The following is a 13,832-nucleotide window of genomic DNA, read 5'->3' as shown; positions in this document are numbered from 1 at the left end:
TAGTCTAGAACGATACGGTCAGGCCGTGAGCCCCAAAAATATATATGAGCTTGAGTACGTCAGCAGCCCTGCGATGGCCAATGCGATGCCATATGGCACGCCCGACTTGGGGTCATGCAGGCGATCTAGCCAGCTCAAGCGGGCGAGGAAGGAGGGAAGCGGGTAGCGGCGCAGTGCTAAAACAAGCAGGGTAAGTGCGCCACCCAGCAACGCCGCATAAATCAGAAACGGTAGAGCAAGGCCAAATCCCAGCCAGAGCGTCGTCGCGGCAGCGAGCTTTGCGTCCCCTCCACCGATCCAACCGAAGGCAAAAAAGGTAAACCCCACCAGGAGCACAACCGCCGCACAAGCGAGATGCATGCCCATTTCCGCGAGAGGCATCTGCAGGATGAAGGCCAGAACAAAAAATGACGCAACCAGCAACAATACCAGCTTGTTGGAGATACGCATGGTCAAAAGGTCTGACGACGCAGCAAATGCCATAAAGAAGGGAAATATGAACAGCGCGACAGTGGGCATTTACGGGCTCTTGCGGAGGATTGTCGAGATGCCACTATCCACCCGCGACATTAATTCTTAGCAAACGTCCGAACACGGCTTGTGCAATTAGCTGCCTTGAATTGCGGAAACGACTTTCGTGTACACACTGTCGAACAGGCTGCCGGTCCCGTTGCTCACACCAAGGACGGCCGTCATAATTGCGATCGACAAAAGAGAGGCGATCATCGCGTACTCAATTGCCGTGGCGCCCTGCTCGTCGCGCAGGAACGCGGAAACCAACCTGCCAGTCAATTTGAACATCTCGCCCCCAGCGCTGTGCACCGCAGATGTACGATGGCCCGACCATCTAAAAGAAAAGGCCCTCTCGGGCCTTTTCCGTTTTTACAACAGTTCGTTTGTTGAACTATTACTTGTTCAGCTCGGCATTGATGTTGGTGAACACGCCGCGGAGCGTATTGCCGAGGGTGGACACTGCAACAATAATGGCCACAGAGATCAGAGCGGCGATCAGGCCGTATTCAATTGCGGTCGCGCCAGATTCATCCTGCGCAAAACGTGCGAAAAGCTTCATTCTCAGGCTCCTTTTATCACGTCATCTTATGACGCCATCGTTCGACACGTCACATATCGAACATGTACAAAGCTAATCGTTACTTGTTGATATTGAGTTAATCTACGCCCCTCCAAACAAGCACTCCCGCCTCGATTTCATCATGCTAATCAAAGCATTAATAGAATTGGCGGCATTTTACGGAATGCCCAACGCCCTATATATAGGAGAACTCGCAGGTTCTAAATACTCACCATGCGTCACGAAATAAGCAAATCGGCAACCGTATACTTACCCCACTCACCAAATACATGGAAACGTTTCAATAACCACTTCAGGGCGGCATTTGCCAAATATTCACCATTCGCGTGGAAAATGTCCTCATGGTGTTCAATACCGTTGGGTCCATCTGATGCGTTCAAACCTCGCTGCTGTCATCGCCCTGTGCCTGCCCATGCTGGCGGCCGCGGCTCCATCTCCCGTTGCAGCCCAGGACGGTGCCCCGATCAACGTGAACGTCAACATGGCAAGAATTCTGCGCATCAATTCGCCAGCCGCGACGGTGATCGTCGGCAACCCCGGCATTGCTGACGTGACTATCCAGGACCCGCAGACGCTGATCCTGACCGGCAAAAGCTTTGGGCAAACCAACCTGATCGTGCTCGATAGCGCCGGAAACCCCATTGCGGACACACTTGTGGAAGTGGTGCAGATGCAGGCTGGCGTTACCACGGTCTACCAGGGCACGAGCCGCACCAGCGTTGCCTGCGCGCCGGTTTGTCAGTCGGTTGTGATGATGGGTGACGATACCTCCTACTCCACAGACGTCGTCAAGTCCTCGGCAATCGTCCAGAGTCTAATGGAATAGACGCCGCTCCGTTTTACTCGCGGTTAACGGTGACTTCAAACGTCCGCGGCGTAGCGCCTTACACTAACCAACGATTAGGCAGAACATTCTACGCTTCGGGCGAACAAACCGAGCGTGGTTCATGGCTGGACGCTTCTTAAAACGATTGGGACGCTTTGTGCTGCCGCGGCGGCGTGGTTTCCTGCGCGATCAAAGCGGCGCGACCATGATCGAGTTCGGCATCCTGGCTATTCCGTTCTTTGCCATTCTGGGCGCCATTCTGGAAACCGCAGTGGTCCTGTTGTCGGGTCAGGTGCTTGAGAGCGCAGTGCAGGACTCGGGCCGCATAATCCGTATTGGTCAAGCAACCGGTAACTACACGATTGATAATTTCCGCGAAGACCTGTGTGGACGACTTTTCGGTCTGTTCAAGAACTGCGCCGGCCTGCACATACAGGTGAGTGTGATCGATAATTTCGCATCTGCGAACTACAAGCCACCGGTCGACTTCAATTGTAAAACCTCTAACTGCGACTGGACCCAACCGCAGAGTTTCCAACCAGGTGTTGGTTCAGACGTCATCGTTGTGCAAGCCTATTACCGTTGGCCTTTGGTTCTTAACCTTGGCGCGAGCCTCGCCAACCTGCCGGACAACCAGGTTTTGCTGGCCTCCGTAACTGTGTTCCGCAACGAACCATTCAGCTAGGGGGGACGATGAGCTTTCGAACACTGCTAGCTCGATTCCGACGCGCCGATACCGGTGTTGCTGCGGTAGAATTCGCAATGATCCTGCCTGTCATGTTGTTGATCTATCTCGGCAGCGTGGAAGCCAGTGCTTTGATTTCAATGGACAGGCGTGTCCAATCCATCAGTGGCGCAGTGGGTGATCTGGTCGCACGGTCAAACACGGCCATCACGGCCGCAACGCTCACGGACTACTTTCAAGCGGCGCAGGGGATCATGGCCCCACATTCCGCCGACCCTGTTACCCAAGTTGTCACTGCCGTATCTGTTGCAGCTGATGGACAGTCGGCCAAAGTGCTGTGGTCGCGACAATACGTCGACAGAAAATATGCTGTAGGCGTGCAATACCGAGCCAACCAGTCTTTCACCCTGCCCGACGCCTTGCTCGACCTCGCCAAAAACAACACGGTCATCGTGTCGGAGGCCAGTTTCTCCTATCTACCACTGCGAGGCTTAGTGTTTCACGCCACTGTCCCGCTCCACCGCGTGACTTACTACCTGCCCCGCTTCGAGGGCGGCATCCAGATCCGCTAGCACAGCTTGCGCCCCGCATGGGCGCATGCCAAAAGCCGGGTATCTTCTCTTACTCCGGTGTTTCCAGACATGAACGATACGATTATTCCCGTGTTCGACCTTGGTGGCGTATTCGTCGACTGGAACCCTATGTACCTGTTCCGCAAGCTCTTCGAGACAGAAGAGGACGCCCAGTGGTTCCACGACAACATCTGCACGCTGGACTGGAATCTCGAATTCGACGCCGGCGAGATCTACTCCGAAGGCGTAGCCAAGCTGATCACCCGCTTCCCCAAATACTGGCGCGAAATTCAGGCCTATGACCTGCGCTGGAAGGAAACGCTGGGTGGCTTCATCCAGGGCACGATCGACATCCACAACGAGCTGATCGAACAAGACATCCCGACGTTCGCCATCACCAACTTCTCCTGGGAAAAGTGGGTCAGCTGCCTGCCAGAATGGCCATTCCTCGAGAAGTTCGACGGCGTGATCGTCTCGGGCCTTGAAGGTCTGGTAAAGCCCGATCCGCGCCTCTACCGCGTGTTCTGCGAGCGCTACGGCATGGCGCCTGAATCCTGCGTCTTCATCGACGACAGCGAGCCCAATATCGTCGCCGCGCGGAAATACGGCATGAAAGGTATCCACTTCAAGGATCCCGCTGCCCTGCGCAAGGAACTGATTGCTCTGGGCCTGCCGCTCAAAGCCAAGTGAAACAGAAAACCCCGGAGCGATCCGGGGTTTTTGTTTGGGCTCAGCGGAAACGTCCGCCCATTTGGATGACTTCGATCCGGTAGCCATCGGGGTCCGTCGCAAAGAAGAAACGCGCCACCGGCGTATCACCGTTCTTGAAATCGACAAGCTTGCCGACCGTCAGCCCCTCGGCACCAAATCGCGCATATTCTGCGTCGATATCGTCCACCACGACGGCGAGGTGGCCATAACCATCACCCAGATTGTAAGGCTCGGTGCGGCCTGCATTGATGGTCAGTTCGAGTTCAAACCCGCCCTGCGCTAACGCCAGGTACACCAGCGTAAAGTCCGGGAAGGCGATGCGGTCAACCACATCGAGCCCGAATGCCTTGCGGTAATACTCGACAGACCGTGCCTCATCGAGAACACGGATCATCGAGTGGACGAGTTTAGCCATGAGTTGAACTCTTGTTTAGCTTGGACAAGCGCAGCGAGGACCCGCGCGGGCAGAACCTTATTTCGTGCCGTACATGCGGTCGCCCGCGTCGCCGAGGCCGGGGATGATATAGCCCTTCTCGTTGAGATGGGTGTCGATGGACGCGGTGTAAACAGGCACATCGGGCTGGGCCTCTGCGAAGTGCTTGATGCCTTCGGGCGCAGCCAGCAGGCACAGGAAGCGGATATTGTTGGCCCCGCGCTCCTTAAGCTTCTCGATGGCTGCAGTCGCGGAATTGCCAGTGGCCAGCATGGGATCGACCACGATGATCAGGCGGTTGGCTAGATCGGCCGGAGCCTTGAAGTAGTATTCCACTGGCTCCAATGTTTCGTGATCGCGATAGAGGCCGATATGGGCGACGCGCGCGGCGGGCACCAGATCGAGCATGCCATCGAGCAAACCATTACCGGCACGCAGGATCGAGGCAAATACCAGCTTCTTACCCTTGATCGTCGGCGACTCCATCTCGGTCATCGGCGTCTCGATAGGCACCATTTCAAGCTCAAGATCACGGGTGACCTCGTAGCACATCAAATGTGCGATCTCGCGCAGCAGACGGCGAAAGCCCGCAATGGACGTTTCCTTGTTCCGCATGATGGTGAGCTTGTGCTGGATCAGCGGGTGATCGAGGACGGTCACGTTGCTCATTGGATATCCCGTTCGTACTAGAGGAAACTCTTGCCGTGGCGGCCAGGCGCGAGGCCCAGCCAGGCGGCTATGCTTTCACCTATATCGGCGAAGGTGGAGCGAATGCCAATCTCGCCTTGTGACAGGCTTGGGGAAAAGACCAGGATCGGCACCTGTTCGCGCGTGTGATCTGTCCCCGGCCAGGTCGGATCATTGCCGTGATCAGCGGTCAGGATCAAAAGATCGTCGTGCGCCATCTTGGAAATCAGCTCTGGCAGGCGCGTGTCGAAATATTCCAGCGCCGCCGCATAGCCGGGCACATCGCGGCGATGACCATATTCGCTGTCGAAATCGACGAAATTGGTCATGACGAACGCATGGTCCGCCGCCATTTCCAGCGCCTCAAGCGTCTTGTCGAACAGCTGCGGCAGGCCTGTGCCCTTGATTTTGTGGGTCACGCCATGCGCAGCGTAGATGTCGGAGATCTTGCCGATGGCAAACACCTGATTGCCTGCCGCCTGGTTGCGATCGAGCAAAGTTGGCTCTGGTGGCGAAATGGCGAAGTCGCACCTATTGCCGGTTCGCTTGAAGCTGAATGCATCATCGCCAACAAAAGGTCGCGCGATGACCCGCCCGATCATCAGCGGCGCGGTCAGCTCGAACGCGATCTGACAGATTTCATAAAGCCGTTCGAGGCCGAAATGGCTTTCATGCGCGGCGATCTGGAACACGCTGTCGATGGAGGTGTAGCAAATCGGCTTGCCAGTGCGGATGCTCTCCTCGCCCAGCTCGGCAATGATATCGGTGCCCGAGGCGTGCTTATCGCCCAGAATGCCCGGCAGCTTGGCCCGAGTGATGAACTCGGCGATCAGCTCGGGAGGAAAGGTTGGCTCGGTCTGGGAAAAATAGCCCCAATCGAACGGCACAGGCACCCCGGCGATTTCCCAGTGCCCCGAGGGCGTATCCTTGCCCTTGCTGACTTCACGGCCAACGCCAAAGCGCCCGCCTTTGGCCGTTGCCGAAAGGCCGGGCGGTAGTACCCCTGTAGACAGCTGAATGGCCGCACCAATGCCCAGCGCGTCCATATTGGGCACATGCAGCGCGCCCGAGCGCAAACCCGCGCGGTCGGCCTTTCCCGCAGCGGCAAATTCAGCGATGTGTCCAAAGGTGTTGGAGCCAACATCGCCGTACTTGTCGGCGTCCGGCGCTCCACCAATGCCGACACTATCGAGAATGCACAGAATGGCGCGGGGCATTGCAGGCTCCTTGAGCAGATGGCGTTCAGTTTGAACTCTGCGTCATTCCCGCGAAAGCGGGAATCTCCCTTCACATTGTCAGAGGGATTCCCGCTTTCGCGGGAATGACACCGTTGATTGGACTTAGGTCGGAGCAATCCGATTAGCAATAAGCGGGTTATTTGGCACCCGGTCCCCCAAGCGATAGGCGGCCTTGAGCCGCGCCTCGGCATCAGCTGCGGAAGCCTCGTCCCGGGCGTGGATGCGAGCCAGCGGCGTTTGCTTGTCTGCGACAGCACCCAGCCCCAACAGGCGATCAAAGCCGACCGTGTGATCAATGCTGTCGGTGGGCATGGTGCGGCCACCGCCGAGCGCGACAACGCCCATGCCGACGCCCTTGGTGCCGATGGCGACAATGGTGCCCTGCCCGTCCGCGAACACGTCGCGGATGATCGGCGCAGGCGTCAGATGGTGATCCATGTTGTCGACGAAATCGGCGGGACCACCAAGACCCACCACCATGCGGCTGAAGCGCTCGGTGGCGCGGCCGCTATCGAGCGCGTCATCAACCATTCTACGGGCAGCGGCAACATCTGGGGCAATGCCGGTCATCGCCGCGACTTCGGCGCAAAGCGCCAGGGTCACCTCGCGCAGGCGCGCGTCCTGATGCTTGCCGGTGAGGAAGTCGACGGCGTTGCGGACTTCCAGACCATTGCCAGCAGCCGATGCCAGCGGTTCATTCATGTCGGTGATCAGCGCTGCTGTCTTGAGGCCCGCGCCATTGGCGACGGTCACGAGGCTTTCGGCCAGCGCCTGCGACTTGTCCAACGTCGGCATGAAGGCGCCCGAGCCAGTTTTGACATCGAGGATCAGCGCCCCAAGTCCTGCGGCCAGCTTTTTGGACAGGATGGAGGCAGTGATCAGCGGGATGGATTCCACCGTGCCCGTCACATCGCGGATGGCGTAGAGGGTTTTGTCCGCGGGCGCGAGGTCGGCGGTCTGGCCGATAATGGCGCAACCGGCGTCCTCGACCACTTTGCGAAACAGCGCATTGTCGGGGCTGGTGGTGTAGCCAGGAATGGCATCGAACTTGTCGAGCGTGCCGCCTGTATGGCCGAGGCCTCGGCCCGAAATCATCGGGACATAAATGCCGATGGCGGCAAGGATCGGCGCCAGCATCAGACTGACATTATCGCCGACGCCGCCGGTCGAATGCTTGTCGGCCACAGGGCCATCGAGATCGGACCAATCAAGCACCGTGCCGCTATCGCGCATGGCCAGGGTTAGCGCGACGCGCTCGCCCATATCCATGTCGCGAAAATAGACCGCCATGGCAAAGGCCGCCGCTTGCGCGTGCGATACGCTTCCCTTCGTGAACCCAGCAATGAACTCGCTGATTTCATCGGCAGTAAGCGTTGCGCCATCGCGCTTGCGCGCAATGACTTCCTGAGGAAGAAAAACCATCTATTGCCCCGTCACGCGGTAAAGCCGGACCGGCGCAGGCGTGCGTGCCAGAACCTTCTTGGCCTCCAGATCGAGTTGCACGCACTTGACCCACCAGCCGGCTTTTTCGCCACCTGGAAACAGGTCCTGTGGCAGGTGTGCTTTGACCCCATCGATCAGTGCAGCCACTGGTATGCCGGGCGCCACATCGGGCACCACCTTCAATACGGCAGCGCGCATTGCCGCGTATTTGGTGGCGTCGACCCGATAGGTCTTGCCCGGCTGCCCGACATTTTCGACCTCGATCTTGTCGCTCATGGCTCAGGCCCCGTATGGAATCCAGACGTTTTTGACCTGCGTTGCCTTGGCAAGGAAATAGTCGCCCTCAAAGCGCCGATCCGCCAGATCGTAATTCAGACCGCGCGTGGTCCAGGTCTGCTTGAGATTGGAGATCGAGGCCTTTTCCACCATGGTGGAGGCTTCGGCTGATCCGGCAAACCATAGACCATCAACACCATCATGCTCGGCCAGGGTCTTGGCCAAGGTCACACTGTCACCGGTGACGATGTTGATGACGCCATTGGGGACATCAGAGGTTTCGATGACCTGATAGAGATCGGTCAGCGACAGCGGCGACTGGCTCGATGGCACCAAAACCACAGTGTTGCCCATGGCCAGAGCCGGGGCGATCAGCGCGATCGAACCAAGCAGCGGCCGTGCGGTTGGCGCAACAATGCCCAGCACGCCGAGCGGCTCGACCATGGCTGCAGCCACGGCGCGCATGGGCGGATTGTGTACCGCGCCATCATATTTGTCGGCCCAACCAGCGAAGGCGAACAGGCGCTCCACCGAGAGGGCGACTTCATTGCCACCATCTTCGCCGGTCTGGGCCTTGATGCGGGCGGCAAACTCATCGCGGCGATAATCGAGATTTTCGGCGAGGAAATAGAGGATTTGCGCGCGCGAATGGGCAGCGGTCGTCGACCAGCCCAGAGCGCCTCGCGCGGCTTCCACCGCGTTGCGGATGTCCTTGCGGTTGCCTTCGCCGACTTCGCCAATCAGCTTGCCGGCGGGGTCGAACACCAAGCGTTCATAGGCGCTGTCGGGGCGGGCCTGCTTGCCGCCGATATACATCTTGGCGGTCTGATCAACATGGGCGCTATCGAGCGGGTTGTCGCCCTTGGCGGCAATGGCCTTGGCGGCGGGTGCAACTTTGAGCTCTTTTTCCCAGGCTGGCTTGAGGTAAGCGGCCATGCCTTCGCGGCCACCTTCGCGGCCAAAGCCACTTTCCTTGTAGCCGCCGAAGCCGACGGCGGCGTCGAAATTATTGGTGCCATTGATCCAGACCACACCGGCCTTGATCTTGGGGGCGATATCGAGCGCGAGATTGATGTTCTCGCTCCAGATCGTCGCGGCGAGGCCGTATTTGGTGTTGTTGGCCAACGCCACTGCCTCTTCAGGCGTGCGGAAGCTCATGGCGACCAGTACCGGCCCGAAGATTTCTTCGGCGACCAGCGTATTGGCGGGCGAGACATTGGTAACGAGCGCTGGCTTGAGGAAGCAGCCATTGGCAGGAACCGGACCATCGGCCTCGTAGACCACCGCGCCTTCGGCGACGCCGCGTTTCATCAGGTCGCGAATGCGTTCGACCTGCACCGGCGCGACCAACGCGCCGATATCGATGGATTTGTCGAGCGGGTCCCCGACGCGGAGGCTTGCCATGCGCGTCTTGAGCTTGGTGATGAAGCGGTCTTCGATGCTCTCCTGCACCAGCAGGCGCGAGCCGGCGCAGCAGACCTGGCCCTGATTGAACCAGATGGCGTCAACCAGGCCCTCGATGGCGCTGTCGATATCGGCGTCTTCAAAGACGATGTAGGGGCTTTTGCCACCCAGTTCGAGGCTCAGCCCCTTGCCGGTGCCAGCGGTGACGGCGCGGATGGCCTTGCCCACTTCGGTCGAGCCGGTGAAGGCGATCTTGTCGATTCCTTCATGGGCCACAATGGCTTCGCCGGTTCCGCCCTGCCCGGTCACGATATTGACCACGCCCTTGGGTAGGCCAATGCGCTCGCAGATTTCGGCGAACAGCAAGGCGGTCAGCGAGGTGAATTCGGCTGGTTTGAGGATGACCGTGTTGCCGGCAGCGAGCGCCGGAGCGATCTTCCAGGCCAGCATCAGCAGCGGGAAATTCCACGGGATGATCTGCCCGCAGACGCCATAGGGCACGGCATCAGGGAATTCGCGGCTCAGGTGCTGGGCCCAGCCGGCATGGTGGTAGAAGTGGCGGGCGACGAGCGGAATGTCGACGTCGCGGCTTTCGCGGATCGGCTTGCCATTGTCCATGGTCTCGAGAACCGCGAACAGGCGGGCGTGTTTTTGTACAGCGCGCGCAATGGCATAGAGGTATTTGCCGCGCTCATAACCGGACAGGGCAGACCAGGGTTTGAACGCCGCCCGCGCGGCTTTCACCGCTGCGTTGACGTCGTCAGCCGTGCCTTCGCTGATCTGGGCGAGGCTTTCGCCGCTGGCCGGATTGTCGGTCGAAAAGGTCTTTCCGGGGGCAGTCCATTTGCCATCGATGAAATGGCCAAACTTGCGCCCGTGGCTGTCGAGCCAGGCATTGGCCTGCTCGGGGCCCTCTGGGGCCGGGCCGTAGTCAAGCGACTGAAATATCTGCGCAATCTTGTTCATGTCGTTCTCCTTGTCGGCCCAGGAAAGTCCTCGTCACCGTCATCACCGGGCTTGTCCCGGTGATCCACCCGCGCGCTCAAAGCATGCGAAACTGAGGTGGATTGCCGGGACAAGCCCGGCAATGACGATAGAACGAAACCCGCACGGCCTCTTACAATGTGGCCGTGTCAAACCATCGGCTGGCGGTAGTCCGCCGCGTAGTGACCGGTTAACCCGTGCTCTAGCTGACGCTCTATATCGGTTAGCAGACTGCTAGCACCGAAGCGGAAAAGGTGCGGTTGCAGCCAGTGCGTTCCGAGCTCCTCTTTCATCAGCGCCATGTACTTTGTCGCGTCGCCTGCCGTGGCGATACCGCCGGCAGGTTTGTAGCCGATTTCGATGCCGGTCTCTTCGGCGAACCAGCGGATCATGCGGATCATGGTCAGCGAGGTGACGAGATTGGCGTTGACCTTTTCCTTGCCGGTCGAGGTCTTGATGAAATCGGCGCCCGCCATCATGCAGACCAGGCTCGCCTTGGCGATATTGGTCTGGGTGGCCAGCTCGCCCGTGCCCAGAATGGTCTTGATATGGGCATCGCCGCAGGCCTTGCGGAAGGCTTTGACCTGATCGTAAAGCGCCTGCCAGTCGCCGCGCAGCACCATGCCACGCTCGATGACGATGTCGATTTCCTTGGCGCCATCGGCGACCGAGAGTTCGATCTCGCGCAGCTTGGTTTCGACCGGCGCCAGACCATGCGGGAAGGCCGTAGAGACGGCGGCAACCGGAATGCCGGTGCCTTCGAGTGCGCGGACGGCGGTGCCGACGAAGTTGTGATAGACGCAGACCGCGCCGGGCAGGATGCGCAGGTCACCGAGATCGAGCTTGGCGAGGATATCGCTGCGCAGCGGATGGCGCGCCTTGGCACAGAGCCGCTCGACGCGCCCGTCGGTATCGTCGGAATTGAGCGTTGTCAGGTCGATCAGCGTGATGGCCTTGAGCAGCCAGGCCAGCTGATAGTCCTTCTTGACGGTCCGGCGCGCTCCGATGCTGCCAGCCCGGCGCTCCAGCGCCGAACGGTTCATACGGACGCGTTCCACCCAATCGAGATCGAGCGGAAAGCCGGGATTGCGCTTGTGCGGTGTGTGTGTCGGTTTGGTGTCGACGACGCGTAGGTTCATAGCTCCTCCACCAGCGCGGGAATGAGCTTTTTCAGCTTCTCCGCGCCCTGCACTGCCATGATCTTGGTGTGCTCATGGCTGATTTTTTCGCTCGAGAGCCCCGCGCCCATATTGGTGATGGACGAGCAGGCCCAGACCTTCATGCCAAGGAAACGCCCGAGGATCACCTCGGGTGCCGTCGACATGCCTACGGCATTGGCGCCGAGACGGATGGCCATCTGGATTTCGGCAACCGTTTCAAAGCTCGGGCCGGAATACCAAAGGTAGATGCCTTCCCCGAGCTTGATGTCGAGTTTGTCGGCCAGTCCGTGTGCCTTGGCGCGCAGATCAGGAGCGTAGCAATCGACCATGTTCACAAAGCGGCGGTCGGTTGGCTCGCCGATCAGCGGGTTCATGCCGGCATAGTTGATGTGATCGCTGAGCAGCATCAGATCGCCTGGCTGGAAGCGTTCGTCGAGCGAACCGGCCGAATTGGTGAGCAGCAGCTTTTCCGCGCCAATCTCGGACATGGCTTCGAGTGCCGGACGCATGGCCGCAGCATTGCCATGCTCATAGGCGTGCTGACGACCAGTGAGGATGGCAATGCGTTTGCCGCCCATGGTGCCGATCAGCAGGTCACGGCCATGACCAGAAACGCCGCCGCCGGGAAAACCCTTGAGCTCGGAATAAGGAATGGTGACCTTGTCGGCCAGCAGATCGCCAATGGCCGACAGGCCCGAGCCAAGCACGATGGCGGCAGCAATTGGCTCTTTGCCGGCGATCTTCTGGATGGTTTTGGACGCTTTGGTCATTTGGGCAAATACTCGGGGCCGAAGGAATAGGGCAGCAGTTGATCGAGGGTGCGGACGAGCGGCTCGCCATCCACGCCATGGCTGATGATCTCGACGTCGAGATCGGCGAATTCGCGGATACGCTGGCGGCAGCCGCCGCATGGGGTCACTGGAGCCGAGCCGGGCCCGGTGACATAGATCCGAGTGATGCGCTTGCCGCCACCGGCGATCATTGCCGAAATAGCCGAGGCCTCGGCGCAATTGCCCTGCGGATAGGCCGCATTCTCGATATTGGCACCCGAATAGATCTTGCCGTCATCCGCAAGGATGGCAGCGCCCACCTGAAAGCGCGAATAGGGCGCATAGGCCTTGGCACGAATAGCTTCGGCGGCCTCGAACAAGGCCTTATCGGTCGTTTCAGTCATCAATCTCTTCTCCTCCGCCCCCTCTTGCCTTCTCCCCGGGGGAGACGGTGGCCCATGGCCAAAAGAGAGGCTCAGCGTTGCGGGTCATCCTTGGGCCTTCACCCCTCACCCGAGCTTTGCCAGGTCGCTACGCTTCCGGCGCCGCTACCCTCTCCCCTGAGGGGCGAGGGTCCGAACGTCAGCGCTCTTTGGTGTAGGCAACACCACCGGCCTTGGGGCCAACGGCCTTGCCGATAAAGCCAGCAAGCAGAATGACGGTCAGTACATAGGGCAGCGCCTGAATGGCCTGAACGGGGATTTCGACATCGAACAGACGCGCACCCTGAAGGCGGATCTGCAGGGCATCGAGGAAACCGAAGAGCAGGCAGGTGAACATGGCGGGCACTGGCTTCCACTTGGCAAAGATCAGCGCGGCCAGAGCGATGAAGCCCTTGCCCGCCGTCATGTTGTTGCCAAAGCCCGAACCCTGCGCGATGGAGAAATATGCCCCGGCCAGACCGCAAAGCACGCCGGTGACGATGACGGCCTGATAGCGCAAAGCCACCACCGAAATACCGGCTGTATCGACGGCCTTGGGGTTTTCGCCCACGGCGCGCAGGCGCAGACCAAACCGGGTGCGATAGAGCACATAGGCGGTGATCGGCACCATCAGGAAGGCGACATAGACCAGAATGTAGTGCCCGGAAATCAGCTCGGAATAGATCGGTCCGAGGATCGGCACACCGGCAACTTCATTGGCGAAGGGCAGATCGATGGTGCCAAAGCGACCATTGGGCCCAAGCGCAGGTGTGCGCCCACCCTGACGGAACCATTGCTGGCCGAGGAACGTGCACAGCCCAGCGGCCAGCATGTTGATGGCAACGCCAGCGATCAACTGATTGCCCTTGAGCGAGATGGCCGCGGCGCCCTGAAGGGCAGCGGTGGCAACCGAGACGCCGATACCGGCGAGCAGGCCGAGCCAGGCTGACCCGGTGACAGCGGCGACAGCCGCCGCGCCAAACGCAGCGGCCAGCATCTTGCCTTCAAGGCCGATATCGAACACGCCAGCGCGTTCGGAATAAAGACCGGCCAGACACGCCAGAAGTAATGGGGTGGAGAGACGCAGCGTCGCGTCGAGAATGGAGAGAATTGCACCCATATCCATGG

17 protein-coding genes are annotated in these 13,832 nt (G+C 59.5%); 4 read left to right on the top strand and 13 right to left on the bottom strand.

The window, feature by feature from the left end; genetic code table 11:
• Window positions 1-18: 18 nt before the first annotated feature.
• The 3 genes from WH87_RS11440 to WH87_RS19375 form a co-directional block, all read right to left on the bottom strand.
• Window positions 19-519 carry an A24 family peptidase gene (locus WH87_RS11440; RefSeq protein WP_046139048.1) on the bottom strand — a complete coding sequence of 167 codons (501 nt, stop codon included), beginning with the start codon at window positions 517-519 and terminating at the stop codon, window positions 19-21.
• An 87-nt stretch (window positions 520-606) separates the two neighbouring features.
• A complete protein-coding gene (locus WH87_RS20205) occupies window positions 607-801 on the bottom strand; it encodes a Flp family type IVb pilin (RefSeq protein WP_046139735.1) in 195 nt (64 codons plus the stop codon).
• Between the two features lie 106 nt (window positions 802-907).
• On the bottom strand, window positions 908-1,072 hold the full coding sequence (locus tag WH87_RS19375; RefSeq protein ID WP_082092636.1) for a Flp family type IVb pilin: 165 nt from the start codon (window positions 1,070-1,072) through the stop codon (window positions 908-910).
• A gap of 391 nt (window positions 1,073-1,463) precedes the next feature.
• Between WH87_RS19375 and WH87_RS11430 the strand changes: the two genes are divergently transcribed.
• From WH87_RS11430 to WH87_RS11415, 4 genes are all read left to right on the top strand, one after another.
• Window positions 1,464-1,919: a pilus assembly protein N-terminal domain-containing protein gene (locus WH87_RS11430; protein WP_046139049.1), complete on the top strand. Its 456-nt coding sequence runs from the start codon at window positions 1,464-1,466 to the stop codon at window positions 1,917-1,919.
• A 121-nt stretch (window positions 1,920-2,040) separates the two neighbouring features.
• Window positions 2,041-2,604, top strand: a complete 564-nt coding sequence (locus WH87_RS11425; RefSeq protein ID WP_046139050.1) for a TadE/TadG family type IV pilus assembly protein — start codon at window positions 2,041-2,043, stop codon at window positions 2,602-2,604.
• Between the two features lie 8 nt (window positions 2,605-2,612).
• Window positions 2,613-3,176, top strand: coding sequence for a TadE/TadG family type IV pilus assembly protein (locus WH87_RS11420; protein WP_082092635.1), 564 nt, complete (start codon window positions 2,613-2,615; stop codon window positions 3,174-3,176).
• A 69-nt stretch (window positions 3,177-3,245) separates the two neighbouring features.
• Window positions 3,246-3,866, top strand: coding sequence for an HAD family hydrolase (locus WH87_RS11415; protein WP_046139052.1), 621 nt, complete (start codon window positions 3,246-3,248; stop codon window positions 3,864-3,866).
• Between the two features lie 40 nt (window positions 3,867-3,906).
• On the opposite strand, the gene WH87_RS11410 is transcribed toward WH87_RS11415, so the two are convergent.
• From WH87_RS11410 to WH87_RS11365, 10 genes are all read right to left on the bottom strand, one after another.
• On the bottom strand, window positions 3,907-4,302 hold the full coding sequence (locus tag WH87_RS11410) for a VOC family protein (RefSeq protein WP_046139053.1): 396 nt from the start codon (window positions 4,300-4,302) through the stop codon (window positions 3,907-3,909).
• A 57-nt stretch (window positions 4,303-4,359) separates the two neighbouring features.
• Entirely contained in the window at window positions 4,360-4,989 is a 630-nt protein-coding gene (gene upp / locus WH87_RS11405) for a uracil phosphoribosyltransferase (protein ID WP_046139054.1), read from the bottom strand.
• Between the two features lie 17 nt (window positions 4,990-5,006).
• Window positions 5,007-6,224: a phosphopentomutase gene (locus WH87_RS11400; protein WP_046139055.1), complete on the bottom strand. Its 1,218-nt coding sequence runs from the start codon at window positions 6,222-6,224 to the stop codon at window positions 5,007-5,009.
• 123 nt (window positions 6,225-6,347) lie between these two features.
• Complete coding sequence (gene deoA, locus WH87_RS11395) at window positions 6,348-7,667, bottom strand: thymidine phosphorylase (protein ID WP_046139056.1); 1,320 nt, start codon at window positions 7,665-7,667, stop codon at window positions 6,348-6,350.
• Window positions 7,668-7,964 (bottom strand): DUF6958 family protein, encoded by a 297-nt coding sequence (locus WH87_RS11390; protein WP_046139057.1) that lies wholly within the window; start codon window positions 7,962-7,964, stop codon window positions 7,668-7,670.
• Window positions 7,965-7,967: 3 nt separating this feature from the next.
• The gene (locus WH87_RS11385; protein WP_046139058.1) at window positions 7,968-10,334 is read right to left on the bottom strand and encodes an aldehyde dehydrogenase family protein; all 2,367 of its coding nucleotides are present in this window, start codon (window positions 10,332-10,334) and stop codon (window positions 7,968-7,970) included.
• A 167-nt stretch (window positions 10,335-10,501) separates the two neighbouring features.
• A complete protein-coding gene (deoC, locus tag WH87_RS11380) occupies window positions 10,502-11,491 on the bottom strand; it encodes a deoxyribose-phosphate aldolase (protein ID WP_046139059.1) in 990 nt (329 codons plus the stop codon).
• Window positions 11,488-12,282, bottom strand: coding sequence for a purine-nucleoside phosphorylase (locus WH87_RS11375; protein WP_046139060.1), 795 nt, complete (start codon window positions 12,280-12,282; stop codon window positions 11,488-11,490). The genes deoC and WH87_RS11375 overlap by 4 nt, the downstream gene beginning before the upstream one ends.
• Window positions 12,279-12,686 (bottom strand): cytidine deaminase, encoded by a 408-nt coding sequence (locus WH87_RS11370; RefSeq protein WP_046139061.1) that lies wholly within the window; start codon window positions 12,684-12,686, stop codon window positions 12,279-12,281. Before WH87_RS11370 ends, WH87_RS11375 begins: the two co-directional genes overlap by 4 nt.
• A 178-nt stretch (window positions 12,687-12,864) precedes the next feature.
• On the bottom strand, window positions 12,865-13,830 hold the full coding sequence (locus WH87_RS11365) for an ABC transporter permease (protein ID WP_046139062.1): 966 nt from the start codon (window positions 13,828-13,830) through the stop codon (window positions 12,865-12,867).
• Between the last annotated feature and the right edge of the window lie 2 nt (window positions 13,831-13,832).

This window comes from Devosia epidermidihirudinis (assembly GCF_000971295.1).
Taxonomy (GTDB): Bacteria; Pseudomonadota; Alphaproteobacteria; order Rhizobiales; family Devosiaceae; genus Devosia; species Devosia epidermidihirudinis.
The sequence above is the reverse complement of the archived record's forward strand: the minus strand, read 5'-3'. Positions and strand labels throughout refer to the sequence as shown.

What these genes read in the sequence shown, in the direction of transcription:
- WH87_RS11425 (WP_046139050.1), top strand. Translation starts at nt 2,041, where the DNA reads ATGGCTGGACGCTTCTTAAAACGATTGGGACGCTTTGTGCTGCCGCGG.
- deoC (WP_046139059.1), bottom strand. Translation starts at nt 11,491, where the DNA reads ATGAACCTACGCGTCGTCGACACCAAACCGACACACACACCGCACAAG.
- upp (WP_046139054.1), bottom strand. Translation starts at nt 4,989, where the DNA reads ATGAGCAACGTGACCGTCCTCGATCACCCGCTGATCCAGCACAAGCTC.
- WH87_RS20205 (WP_046139735.1), bottom strand. Translation starts at nt 801, where the DNA reads ATGTTCAAATTGACTGGCAGGTTGGTTTCCGCGTTCCTGCGCGACGAG.
- WH87_RS11370 (WP_046139061.1), bottom strand. Translation starts at nt 12,686, where the DNA reads ATGACTGAAACGACCGATAAGGCCTTGTTCGAGGCCGCCGAAGCTATT.
- WH87_RS11420 (WP_082092635.1), top strand. Translation starts at nt 2,613, where the DNA reads ATGAGCTTTCGAACACTGCTAGCTCGATTCCGACGCGCCGATACCGGT.
- WH87_RS11415 (WP_046139052.1), top strand. Translation starts at nt 3,246, where the DNA reads ATGAACGATACGATTATTCCCGTGTTCGACCTTGGTGGCGTATTCGTC.
- WH87_RS11390 (WP_046139057.1), bottom strand. Translation starts at nt 7,964, where the DNA reads ATGAGCGACAAGATCGAGGTCGAAAATGTCGGGCAGCCGGGCAAGACC.
- WH87_RS11365 (WP_046139062.1), bottom strand. Translation starts at nt 13,830, where the DNA reads ATGGATATGGGTGCAATTCTCTCCATTCTCGACGCGACGCTGCGTCTC.
- WH87_RS19375 (WP_082092636.1), bottom strand. Translation starts at nt 1,072, where the DNA reads ATGAAGCTTTTCGCACGTTTTGCGCAGGATGAATCTGGCGCGACCGCA.
- WH87_RS11410 (WP_046139053.1), bottom strand. Translation starts at nt 4,302, where the DNA reads ATGGCTAAACTCGTCCACTCGATGATCCGTGTTCTCGATGAGGCACGG.
- WH87_RS11430 (WP_046139049.1), top strand. Translation starts at nt 1,464, where the DNA reads ATGCGTTCAAACCTCGCTGCTGTCATCGCCCTGTGCCTGCCCATGCTG.
- WH87_RS11440 (WP_046139048.1), bottom strand. Translation starts at nt 519, where the DNA reads ATGCCCACTGTCGCGCTGTTCATATTTCCCTTCTTTATGGCATTTGCT.
- WH87_RS11400 (WP_046139055.1), bottom strand. Translation starts at nt 6,224, where the DNA reads ATGCCCCGCGCCATTCTGTGCATTCTCGATAGTGTCGGCATTGGTGGA.
- deoA (WP_046139056.1), bottom strand. Translation starts at nt 7,667, where the DNA reads ATGGTTTTTCTTCCTCAGGAAGTCATTGCGCGCAAGCGCGATGGCGCA.
- WH87_RS11385 (WP_046139058.1), bottom strand. Translation starts at nt 10,334, where the DNA reads ATGAACAAGATTGCGCAGATATTTCAGTCGCTTGACTACGGCCCGGCC.
- WH87_RS11375 (WP_046139060.1), bottom strand. Translation starts at nt 12,282, where the DNA reads ATGACCAAAGCGTCCAAAACCATCCAGAAGATCGCCGGCAAAGAGCCA.